The following is an 11,719-nucleotide window of genomic DNA, read 5'->3' as shown; positions in this document are numbered from 1 at the left end:
GCGTCCAGCCTTCACCAGCTCGACCATTTGCGCCCGGAATTCCGCCGGGTACGGGGTACGATGCTTGCCCATAATCGGCACCTCCTTCTCCAAAGGATAGATGTCCGTTTTTCTGGGTCAACTTCAGACAGCCTTGAACGGGCAGCGCGTGTCAGTCCGTTCAGCGAGTGCGTGCAGACCGTTGGCCAAGTGTTGAAGGTGTCTTCGACTGCTGCGCGATCTGCACGATTGCCTGGTTCAGGTCGGCTCGGGTGAATGTGCGTTGCTTCTTCGTGCCGGACGAGGGTTTGAGTTTGCGTACCGCTGCACCACGATTCGTACGTGATGGCGAGCCCGAGATCCGGCGGTCTGCGGAAGAGCGCGATGCTGTGCACCAGGCGCGGGCGCCTGAGCCTGAATCATGGACGCATCGTTCCCGGCGCCCGGCTTGCGGCGCCGCCTAGCTCTTCGCCTGCGCGCCGAACCCACCGCGATCGTAGGCTTCGCAGTACGCGCGCCAGTCAGCCGTGACTTGGGCTTCGCATTGCACGGCGAGTTCGATCAATGGCATCTGCCAATGGTTGCTGCTTCCAAACTCGATGAGCTCGTCAGCGATCGCCGATCCCTGGCGACCGCCGGAGCGCAACTGCGCCCACGCGCTCAGTTCCGCCATGTTGTTGACGACCGTTTCGAGCCGGGGCAACTTGCCGTTCCAGTTGCCCAACGCGACACGATCCTCCGAGGGCTGCAGGCCGCGCAACACATAGGATCGCTTGTTGAACTCAACAGCATGCAGAAAGGCTTGTGAAACCGCCTGAGCGCGCTGCTGGACCGCGACCACGCGCGCTGACTCGGTATCCCAGCGTGGCTGCGGCGCCTTCACATGTGGGCTCACCGCCGAGGGCAACGCCTCTTTCATGTCGAGCAGATAGTTGCCGTCGGGCGATCCCTTACCCTCGACCAGGATCACGTAACGATCGACGCCGAGACTGCCGGTTCCGGCAATTCGCCGAGCTACGTCGATCATTTTGTAGAAGTCCGGGTTGTCCTGGCGGGCGGCAAATTCGGCCATGAAGGCAGTCACGTCGACACGCACTTTTTCGCCTACCGGCAGTGCCTTCTTTCCATCGAGCCGCAAGACGCGCATCTTGCCCCTCAGTTCGGCGCGCCGATTCAAATGGTCGACTCGCGAACGCTTGTGCAAACCGTCGAACAGCTCGCGAACCATGCCCTCCGCCGTTTCCTCTTCGATCCAGCGGGTTTTGCCGAAGAGCAGCGCCGCACTGTAAGCATCGACCGCCGTATGGCACAGCGCAAGCGCCTCTGCCCGGCTGAGGCGCAGATCCGCAGCGGCGACGAGCACACTTGTCAGCAAGCGGACGATTTCGTACAGGCTCGGTGCAAGGCAGGCCTCGTCGAAGTCGTTGATGTCGAAATAGACAAGCCGGTTGTCGCCCTTGTAACTGCCGAAGTTCTCCAGATGCATGTCGCCGCAGACCCAAGTACGCGGCGACGCTTCGAGCACGCCGCCAGAAGGCAAGCGCTTGTAGAAGAGGTGACAGGTGCCGCGCAGAAAGATAAACGGCGACGTGCGCATGCGCTGGTACTTCATGTTCAGGCGCTCGGCGTCCCGGCCGCTATTGAACTTCGCGATCTCGGCTGCGATATCGAGCATACGGCCTCCTCCTCTTGATTCGCTTCGCTTCCTTGTCCGGCGTGACGTTTGCGGCACACGCGAGCGCGCTCGCGATAATTCGAAGACCGGCAAGACCAAGTGCCCATTTTGCGTCATTCGCCACGCGGCGCAAAGCGTGAACGTGGCACGGGTGCCCTCGGCCGTGGCGGAACTGCTCACCCCAAATTGTCACCCCGTTTGAGACCTTTATCGGTGACCGCGCCTACGATGGCGAGCCGGTTTCGCAAGCTGTTCTGAACCAGCATTTCAATACCCATGCACGTCCTGAGCCAGGCGGTGGACCCGGGTAGCCTCGTGATCGTTGATTCCACCGGACTCAAGGGCTACGGTAAAGATGAATGGCATCAGGAGAAGCATGATGTTCCGGCTCCCCGGACCTGGCGCAAACTCCATCTTGCGATCGACGAACACCATCAAGTTCTTGCCTGCGAGCTCACCACGCCGGGTGATCTCGCTTGGAAATTCTGCTGTAGTCGGGAATGCTGATGGTGGCCTTCATGATGCGGCTAAGCGAGTTCATGAAACCTTCGGTCTGGCGTAGCGGCAGATGAAAGACCTGGCGGATGAACAAGGCGGTTTCTATGGCGAGATCGGAATATTCCTGCGGCCTGCCACTGGCTCCGGTCTTGGCGGGGCGCCATGCGGCGAGCGCCTCTTCGGTGAACCAAATCGTGATATCGCCACGTTGGCGCAACGCTTCGTTATATTCGGGCCAGTTGGTCACCTTCTAATGCGCTTTTTCAATCTTGTGACGAAGGCTCTGATTGCGTTTGTACGGCATTGGCTCTTCTGCAAGTGAAATCACCGCGGATCATTGCCAGATCGCGCGCCCTCGGGCTGGAAGATCAATTTATTCAACAACGCCGCGGGCCAACGTCTGTAGCCGGCCGAGCCTGTGTGAAAACGCAAAAGTACCCGATTTTCGGGTGTCGCTCTACCCTTCCCGAGTTGCTGCCAGGCCGATACGGCGCGATCTGAAGGGTCGATTTTCCACAACGCCGCGTTCAGCGTGCGTTTTCACACAGCCTCGGCCGGCTGCCGCCAGACGCGGGTCGCAGGCGGCCCCGGATGCTCTCCGCTCCAGCTGGCACCGCCTTCAATCATGGCTCATCGTTGCTATTTAATCCGCTCCTTCGCGCCCAGTATGCTGGGCTGTCCCTTGCTCAGCCAATGCTCGCCTGGCCAGCATGCCCAAAGTGTGCATCTCCTTTTCAACGTCCGGGGTCCACGGACGGCCATAGTTAAGCCGGATGTGACGGCGAAATTCGCGGCTGCATGAAAAGATTGCACCGGGTGCTATCGCGATTTCGTGCGCTTCCGCCATCTCGAACAACTGCACTGCCTCGACTCCTTCTGGAAGTTCCACCCATAGAAAGAATCCGCCCGGCGGCCGCACCACTAATGTCCCTTGGGGGAAGTACCTGACGACCGCGGCCACCATCCGGGTCTGAAGGGACGCCAGTTCGCGACGCAGTTTGCGTAGAAGCCGGTCGTAGTCCCCATGCTCAAGGTAGTCGGCAATTGCGCATTGCACGGGCACAGATGCCGGGGCCATCGTCAGCCAACGCGCGTGCTCAATTCTCGCGGCATATCGCCCCGCCGCTACCCAACCGAGGCGCAGTCCAGGCGCAAGGCTCTTCGAAAACGAACCGCAGTGCAGCACGAGGCCGTTAGAATCGAAGCGCTTCGCCGGATACGCGGGCGTCAAGCCAAAATGCAGTTCGCGGAATACGTCGTCCTCGATTAGCGGCACGCCATGTTTTGCCAGCAACCTCACGAGCGCCTCCTTCCGTTCATCGGAGAGCGTCGCGCCGGTAGGCTGGTGCAGCGTTGTCATAAACCAGCAAGCCCGTACCGGATGCTGCCGCAGCGCCTCCGCTAATGCGCCGAGGTCGAGTCCACGGTGTGGATCGACAGGGATTTCCACGGCCTTCAGATGCAGGCGCTGAACCGCATCTTGCACAGCATGGAAAGCGGGTCGTTCTATTGCGATGGTGTCGCCAGGCCGCGTCAGAACCTGCAGACACAGTATCAGTGCATCGAGCGCGCCGCTCGTCACAACAACCTCATCGATTGGAACGGTAACACCTGTGACAATGTAGCGCAGGGCGATCTGGCGACGCAGATCTGCTTCCGCCTTTCCCGCCGACAAGGCATTCCGGGAACTCGCCATCCTCCGGGTTGCCGCAGTCAACGAGCGCGAGATCCGGCCAAACGGGAACAGCTGGGCACTTGGCTCCGAAGAGCCAAGCCCCGGATGCGCGCATCGACGTTGAGCCTTCATGAAGCGGATAACCAAGCTGTCGCCATCAGCCTCGTCAATACTTCGCTTTGAAACAATCGCCAGTGATTTCGTTAGCGCAGGCCGACTTGCAATGAAATAACCCGACCGAGGTCTTGCTACGATCAGGCCTCGTCGTTCGAGCGTGTAGTAAGCCTGGAAAACCGTTGAAGGGCTGACGCGGTACGAACTGCTCGCCTGGCGCACCGACGGGAGCCGCACGCCGGACTCAAGCGTACCGTTCGCAATCAGGTTTTCGAACTCTGCCGCCAGTTGAAGATAGCGCTTCATTATTATGTCATGCTAATTAAGTAGAGTTGTCCCGAGCTGCTCCGGTTGCGGGCGGAATGCCTCATCTAGAAATTTCGGACCCGCCAGCCGAGCACGGTTGCAGCTCCAGCCGGCTTTGAGGACGGGGCGTTGGCGGTCTGGAAAAATGCCTTCAGCTGGCTGGCGCCGAGTGCACGGCTGTAGAAGAAACCTTGACCGAATTCAGCCCGGCTTGCCCGCGCGATGCTGTGATGCGCCGCATTCTCAACGCCTTCGACCACGACCACGGCGCCCATGTCATGGCCCATGCACGTCAACGCATTGATCTGTTTCGTGCGCTCATCGGGATCCATTCCCAGCACGTCCCTGTCAATCTTCACCATCTCAAAGGTCATGTCTGCAGGCAGTTCAAATCCGACGTCAGTGGGACGCACGCCCGACAGGGCAAAACGCATTCCTTTATCACGCGCCTGTGCCATCATCGGAATGAGACGTTTTCTGAACTTCCTCGCGCTGCCTGCCCCGATCTTCAGTATTAGCGGTGGAAGACCGAGGGAGTCAACGTCACCCAGGTCCGCGATGAACGCGGAACTTACCAGGTAAGACGCGGGAGCGGTAACGCCCAGGTAGAGCGATTTCGGAGCGCCGATTTCCCGCAGCTCCTGAGCAGCACGCGACAGGACGAATCGCGTCATCGGTCCGATCAAACTACTGTTCTCAATGAACTCCATATAGTGAGCCGGGCCCAGCGCGCCGTACTTCTGGTCGTCCCATCGCAACAACGCTTCGACGCCGACACACCTGGCCCGCCGCACGCCAACGACAGGTTGATACTCAACATGGAACCGGCCACGACGCAGCCCTGCACGCGCTGCACGCAGCAGGGACTTGTCGTAGCGAAACCAGCTTTTGAGAGCCCAACTGACAACAACGACCAGGACCACCACCAGGATCGGCCACAATATAAATCCAAATATGGTCCATACTGAGATGCGCTGCGTAGCAGTGCTCGCCGAAGGCTGCACCGAGACGAGTGTGTCGGCGCCGATCGAAGGCGAGACCGCTCGCGTTTCACAACCCCTACCCAATGAGCAATCCGGGGTCGACATCGCTGGTGGTTCCGGCGACTGCTCTGCGCGGTCGACCCGCGACGCGGTAGCGGTCACTGCGTCAGAGGCCAGAAGCCCGTTTCGTTCTGCCGCCGCGTGGTCGCTGATTTGCCACCGCAGTTCCCTAAGCAGCGTCACAACGTTCGGCCCCGAACTGGCCATCGCAGCATCGGTGCCGGTGGCCTCGCCACGCGTGTCGTCCAGCGAATCGCAAGTATTAACCAGTACAGGCATCGGGCCAGCAACCGGTCCGGCAAGGGCGGCGGGAATAGCGGGCAACTGCGCAATGGACGCGCAGGCTGAGCCGAAGCGAATCGGGGGCGCTGGTGGACCAGCAAGCCAGTCCGTCAGTTGTTGCCAGACGTTGCGTTCAAACGTAAGACTGCGACTGGAACCAGTGTCGGCCGGACCTGCAACCGCGAGTGAGGTGCCTGCGCAGGTGACGAGTACGACTGCCATACCTCGTCTCCAGGCCCGACGGAGCGCGATGAACGCGCTGCATCTCGTGGTTGATACCGGGAACCCAAATGCCATTGATTTATCGTTAAAAAATTCGGCTTAAAAATCGCTATCGATTGGCCCGCTACGCGTACGCGAAACATCGAAAGAAGTGGAAACTGTCTGCGCCGCACTTTGCCAGCGTGTGCGCGTCCGCAATAGACGCAGATTGCAAAAGAAAGGCCGTATCAGATTGATAAGTGGCATTCTTCTAACGTTGAGTGTGTGCGCTACCAGGGCGAGTGCGACGCCCGCAACGGTGTTATCTGTGAGGAGTACAGGTTGAAACGGTACGAGCGGCTAGCCGACCAACTCAGTGAGCTCATCAAGCGCGGTGATCTGCCACCCGGCGCGCGTATCCCTTCGGTTCGCGCGGCGTGCAAGGCTTGGGGTGTCAGCCCCGCGACGGTATTTCGTGCCTATTACCTGCTCGAAAATCGGGGCATGATCAAGGCGCGCCCGCGTTCAGGCTATTTCGTGTCGCCGAGTTCCGGAGAATTACTGCGGCAAAGGCCCGGGACCTCGCTGGGTACCGACCCGAAGACCGTCAATATCAGCGACCTTGTCTTTGAGGTCCTCAAGACGATCAGGCAGCCCGAGACTGTCCCACTTGGTTCAGCGTTCCTGAGCCCTGCGCTGTTTCCGATGGCGCGCGTCGGAAAGTCGTGCGCGAAGGTCAATCGTTCAACGGACCTGGCCAGCATGGTTGACGGACTGCCGCCGGGGTACGAAGGATTGCGCCAGCAGATTTCGTTGCGTTACCTGATGGCGGGGATGACGGTGCCCGTCGACGAGATAATCATAACGAGCGGTGCACTCGAAGCCCTGACGCTAAGCGCCCAGTTGCTCGCCGCTCCAGGCGATGTGATCGTGATCGAAAAGCCGACGTTCTATGCAGCGCTGCAGGCTATCGAGCGACTGAGGCTGAACGTAGTGGAGATTCCTGTTGACCCGGTGGAGGGTCATGATCTGGATGCGCTCGCGCGGGCGCTGCAGCAACATCCGGTTCGCGCCTGCTGGTTCATGACCTCGTTCCACAATCCGACCGGGGTGACGCTGGACGATTCCAGGAAGCAGGCGCTGGTTGATCTGCTCGCCAGACACGACGTGCCGCTCATCGAGGATGACGTCTACAACGAGCTGCATTTTGGCCCGGACCCGGTGCGTCCGGCCAAATTCTTCGACCGGAAAGGTCTTGTCATCCATTGTGGATCGTTCGCGAAGTGCCTTGCGCCCGGATATCGTATCGGCTGGGCGGCAGCCGGAAGGTTCGCGGGCGGGCTGGAACGTGCAAAATGGATGACCACGCTATCGGCCAGCATGCCGGCGCAGCGCGCAATCGCCGACTATCTGGAGCACGGCGGCTATGAACGTTTCCTGCACAAACTACGTCGCGAATTGGCCCATCAGCAATCGCAGATGCTCGACGCGATCAGCCGGTACTTCCCGGCCAATACGATGGCGACGAGGTCTGACGGCGGTTATTTCACATGGGTGGCGCTACCGGATCACGTAGACTCGATACAGCTCTTCCAGGCTGCGCTTAACAGTGGGATCAGCATCGCGCCCGGACCTATCTTCTCTGCGGACGGCGCCTTCCGACACCGTGTGCGTCTGAACTATGGATACCCGTGGTCGGCGCGGCTCGATAAAGCGGTCGCGACGCTAGGCGCCCTGTGCGCGGATGAATCGCGTTGCGGCGCAAAGCTGGCCGGTCCGGTTCAGCCGGCATGACTCGGGCGTCGATCTCAACCGTGCATCCCGGCCGGTGAATCGTGAAGCTCGTGCACGACAATACGCGCCTTGCCCGCTACTTTCGCACGATACATTGCGGCATCAGCCGCGCGTAACAGGGCTTCGCCACTCAATGACGCTGCCTGGTCGCGCGGTAGCATGCCGATACTCGCCGATAACTGGACGACCTTCGCCCCGAACCTTATGGGCTGGCTCAGTGTCAGCAGGATTGCGCGTGCAATTCTCTCCAGTGCAGCACGATCGATTGCAGGGCCGGTCAGCAGCACCGTGAACTCATCCCCGGCATGGTGCGCAACCAGATCCCCGCCACGCACGCAGCGGCTGATCCGGTGCGCGGCTTCAACAAGTACTTCGTCGCCGCACTGATGCCCGTATGTATCGTTCACAGCCTTGAAGCCGTCCAGGTCGATAAACATGATGGCAGCCACACCGTCGCCGCCTGCTGCGCATGCCTCGTCCAGCCTCTCGAGGAACGAGCGTCTGTTCGGCAGGCCGGTCAGCGCGTCGTGGAACGCCTGATGCCGCAGGCGATCGAGCAACGCCCTTCGCTCCGTCACATCCTGCACCAACAGGTAGTACCCATCAGCCGCCTGATCGTGGACGCGACGCGGCACCAGCACACCACGCAGGACACGTTGACTCCCGTTAAGCGTCGCTCCAACCTCGTACTCGACCCTTTCGCCGTTGAGCACGCGTTGGACGTACGGCTCGATGGCAGCAAAATAGTCAGCGTCGAGAACCTCATGGGTGAGCCGTCCCACGATCTCCTCCGGGTCCAACCCCAGCCACTCGCGATAGGTTGAGTTGGCGAACCGATAACGTCGCTCACCGTCGACGTAAGCGACCAGCACCGGCAGATTGTCAGCGATGGCGCGCAAATCTACGCGCGTGGCTCCCAATTGTCGCTCGGCGGTCGTCAGTTGCTCATGCGCCCTGCGCAGAACTTCCGAGGCCTCATGGGCTGCCCGATGCAACGCCGCCTCCCGCGCATCGCGCGCGGTTTTTTCCCGTTGCTCCGCCTGGGTATCGTGAATGACAAACAGCCAGCCTCCGTCGCGGGTCGACCCCGGTTGCTTCAATGCCACCTGCACTCGCGCTGGCTTACTCTGCTTGTTGGGCAACCGGAAGGTTACGTCGAGCGTCAGGACCTCGACCCCTCGGCCACGATTGAGTGCCTGCACGACCTGTTCAAACCTGGTCCGGTCGCTCGCATCCAGCAGATCGAGTATGTTCGTTTTCGTCAGCGGAGCGCGCGAGTGCGCGAAGAATTTCACGCAGGCATCATTCATGTGCCGCCACTCCCAGTCCCTTCCGATATGCGCGATAGCGACCGGTGTCCGATAGAACGTGTCGACGTAAAGCGCATGCTGCGCCTGAAGCCGGTCAATCGCCTGAAGCACCTGCAAACGATCAGAGCTGTCCAGCTGGCGCAGGCCAACTTCGTGCTCGATCATTTGCCCCAGGTCGACCAGCATCTGACGCTGTTGGCGCGTGAAGCGCCGCGGCATCGAGTGCATCACGCATAGCATACCGATGGGTTTGCCGCACAGTAGACGCAGCGCAATGCCTGCGAAAAAGCGGATCCCCAATTCGCTGGTTGCCAGTGGCCCCTGCGCAAGCTCCGCATCTGACAACGCATCCCTGACGACGAACGGTCCCTCGCATTGGAGCGTCCGGCAATAGTACGTCTCCACATGGAATACGACGTCCCGTTCGCACCCGCTCGCGCCTATGACTTCTGGCTGGCCCAGACTGTCGAGACATACGACGGATATTGGTAGATTCAGCGCGCGAGCGGCGATTCTGGTCACGCGCTCAAAGTACTGATCGTAGTCGCTTTCCGGGGGCACGGGGGCGCTGGCTGGTTGTCGTTGTTGCTGCGCATCCATGATGCATTCGTCTTTCACGCTCCATGCTCCGTTCCGGTCACATCGTGTAATGTGTCTATCGACGCCGTCGCCGACGCGAACGCGCGAAGCTGATCGACTGCCATCGGCTTCCCATACCAGTATCCCTGCGCGAGGTCGATTCCCGAGCGCTGTACCACGTCGTGTTCTGCGGCGCTCTCGACGCCTTCCACGACAACTTTCGCACCAAGTGTATGCACTAACGCGGCTACCGACTTCAGAAACTGGATGCGCGCTTCGCCGCGCATGGCTAGAAATCGCCGGTCTACCTTCACGTAATCGAACCGGAAGTCCGCGAGTAAGTCGAGATTGCTGAAGCCGGTGCCGAAATCGTCGAGTGACAGGCGTACGCCGCGTTGCTTCATATGGCTAAGCGCCGTGACAACCCGCGGCGTACGCTCGACGAAGCTGCGCTCGGTGAGTTCCAGAACAAGGCGCTCCGGCATCGGACCGGCGGACTCGCAGATATCCTCGACAAAGCGGTCCTCCATCAGATGCCGCGCGCAGATGTTTACCGATATGTGCCAGTGCCGAGGGAACGGCAGTTGGGTCAGTGCGTTATTCGCCTCGCGCAGCACGAAACAGGTCAACGCGCTGAGCAAACGCGTGCCTTCGATCTCTCCAATGAACAGCCCCGGGCCCCCGGCTCCGAACTTTGGATGGCCCCACCGGAGCAGGGCTTCCACGCCCACGCAGTGTCGCGTGCGCGTGTCCACAATGGGCTGATAGACGACTTGGAACTCCCCGCGGCGAAGACCGATGCGCGCCGCGCGGCGTAATCTTGCCTTTGGGCGAACCAGGTAACCAACGGACACAGCCCCTGCGCAAGCCGATAGCGCGACAGCCAGCACCCCGGCGTCCCGAGATGCGATCAGGCTGGCCGCGAGCAAACCAGCCAGGCTCGACGCAACGGCGACAGTCACCGCCACGTTAAGACGCTCGTCCAATACAGCGCGCTGCCGGCGTATTCGTGCTGTGTAGCGTTGCAAAAATCGCATGAAGTTGTTTTCGCACGGTTATCTGAGTTGCGAACTATGACCTGACTGCGTTTCCAAAACGAGTAGCAGTTACGTATCAAAACATGCGTATCAGATCCGCCGTCATACGCGGGGTAAGTTGGCGCGGCAACTCGCTGAGGCAGGCTTGTCTCTTTATTCGGGGTAATCGTCCTTTCCGTGCAATTTCTGACGGCCAACGCCCGCAGAGCCCCGTCCAGCAAGGATCTCCTGTGCTGCGACATTTCCTCGAAACACGTATTCGCCAAGCCTCGGATAAATAAGCGTTTTTAGAAACTACCCGCCAGAAATTGCACGGAAAGGACGATTACCCCCAGCTGGGCTCGGCCGCTCTGCGACTTACTCGCATTCGGTGATTTTTGGAAGTTGTTGATCCACATGGATTTTCAGGATCAAACCGCCAGATTTGCCACGGAAAGTACGATCACCCCCAATTCGGGTCCCGACAGGAACAGCGCAAACGCATAGTGATCGGCACGTAGTTCATGGCCACGACGCGTGCCCACACGCAGGCGGCTACCGTCAGCGGCGACCAGCCTCAGGCCGTGCCAGCGCATCGAATCGATATGGGGCTGGGCCAATGAAATAAGGCGTGCGCGGGCCAGTTCGAACAGTTCGGCCGACAGCCCACGCCGGGCCTTGCTGAACGCCTGCGCGCTGACCGCGCGGGTGCGCGCGTCACTGTCGCCAAGTTGACCGAACAGTCCGTCGAGCTCAGCCTGCACGCTGGCACAGATGCCCGACATCATCAACGCGGCCATGCGCGGTAACGTCAGCGTGCGATTGCGGGTGAAGGCGGTGGGAAAACGGCGCACACGCTCGGCGAGCGCCGGATCGCACAGGAAATCGGAGAACTCAGCCAGGAGTCGGGAGGACGCTGGTATTTGAGTTCATATCGTTGATTTATCAGAGAGTCATGCGATGAAGTTTACAGGGGCAATGCCTCGTTTACAAGCTGTTTGGGGCTTAAGTTGAGAGCATTGCTCCGCACCGGGGCATGAAAACGATTTTCCAGTAAAATAAACCGAAATCGAATTCGATATTTTTCACGAAACGGGCACATTTCCGCGATTCGTTGTTCGCCATTCATCCATAGCGGATATCCGCTCCTTCTTTCATAGCGCTTTCGCGCCTATGCACCGGTTCAGGGAAAACACCACCATCCCACGTTTCGACACCCTTCACTACGGATTTTCGTAGCCCGTTAA

General features: G+C 60.0%; 8 protein-coding genes and 1 pseudogene. 2 read left to right on the top strand and 7 right to left on the bottom strand.

Annotated features, from left to right (window positions below; translation table 11 throughout):
• Positions 1-439: 439 nt before the first annotated feature.
• Positions 440-1,654, bottom strand: a complete 1,215-nt coding sequence (locus FSO04_RS36160; RefSeq protein WP_154566294.1) for a DUF2252 domain-containing protein — start codon at positions 1,652-1,654, stop codon at positions 440-442.
• Between the two features lie 315 nt (positions 1,655-1,969).
• Between FSO04_RS36160 and FSO04_RS48865 the strand changes: the two are divergent.
• Positions 1,970-2,080, top strand: a pseudogene (locus FSO04_RS48865) (IS5/IS1182 family transposase); the annotation flags it as partial.
• A gap of 28 nt (positions 2,081-2,108) precedes the next feature.
• Here the strand turns inward: FSO04_RS48865 and FSO04_RS36150 are convergent.
• The 3 genes from FSO04_RS36150 to FSO04_RS36140 form a co-directional block, all read right to left on the bottom strand.
• Complete coding sequence (locus tag FSO04_RS36150; protein WP_154566292.1) at positions 2,109-2,399, bottom strand: transposase; 291 nt, start codon at positions 2,397-2,399, stop codon at positions 2,109-2,111.
• 396 nt (positions 2,400-2,795) lie between these two features.
• Positions 2,796-4,247, bottom strand: a complete 1,452-nt coding sequence (locus tag FSO04_RS36145) for an aminotransferase-like domain-containing protein (protein ID WP_154566291.1) — start codon at positions 4,245-4,247, stop codon at positions 2,796-2,798.
• 65 nt (positions 4,248-4,312) lie between these two features.
• Complete coding sequence (locus FSO04_RS36140) at positions 4,313-5,794, bottom strand: EAL domain-containing protein (protein WP_233465102.1); 1,482 nt, start codon at positions 5,792-5,794, stop codon at positions 4,313-4,315.
• Between the two features lie 321 nt (positions 5,795-6,115).
• Here FSO04_RS36140 and FSO04_RS36135 point away from each other — a divergent pair, with 321 nt between their 5' ends.
• Positions 6,116-7,567 carry an aminotransferase-like domain-containing protein gene (locus FSO04_RS36135; protein ID WP_154566289.1) on the top strand — a complete coding sequence of 484 codons (1,452 nt, stop codon included), beginning with the start codon at positions 6,116-6,118 and terminating at the stop codon, positions 7,565-7,567.
• A 14-nt stretch (positions 7,568-7,581) separates the two neighbouring features.
• Here the strand turns inward: FSO04_RS36135 and FSO04_RS36130 are convergent, their stop codons facing one another.
• The 3 genes from FSO04_RS36130 to FSO04_RS36120 all read right to left on the bottom strand — a co-directional run bounded on the left by FSO04_RS36130 (position 7,582) and on the right by FSO04_RS36120 (position 11,326).
• Positions 7,582-9,477: a diguanylate cyclase domain-containing protein gene (locus FSO04_RS36130; protein WP_154566288.1), complete on the bottom strand. Its 1,896-nt coding sequence runs from the start codon at positions 9,475-9,477 to the stop codon at positions 7,582-7,584.
• 14 nt (positions 9,478-9,491) lie between these two features.
• Positions 9,492-10,424: an EAL domain-containing protein gene (locus FSO04_RS36125; protein WP_233465101.1), complete on the bottom strand. Its 933-nt coding sequence runs from the start codon at positions 10,422-10,424 to the stop codon at positions 9,492-9,494.
• A gap of 479 nt (positions 10,425-10,903) precedes the next feature.
• A complete protein-coding gene (locus tag FSO04_RS36120; RefSeq protein WP_233465100.1) occupies positions 10,904-11,326 on the bottom strand; it encodes a hypothetical protein in 423 nt (140 codons plus the stop codon).
• Between the last annotated feature and the right edge of the window lie 393 nt (positions 11,327-11,719).

This window comes from Paraburkholderia madseniana (assembly GCF_009690905.1).
GTDB classification, from domain to species: Bacteria; Pseudomonadota; Gammaproteobacteria; order Burkholderiales; family Burkholderiaceae; genus Paraburkholderia; species Paraburkholderia madseniana.
The sequence above is the reverse complement of the archived record's forward strand: the minus strand, read 5'-3'. Positions and strand labels throughout refer to the sequence as shown.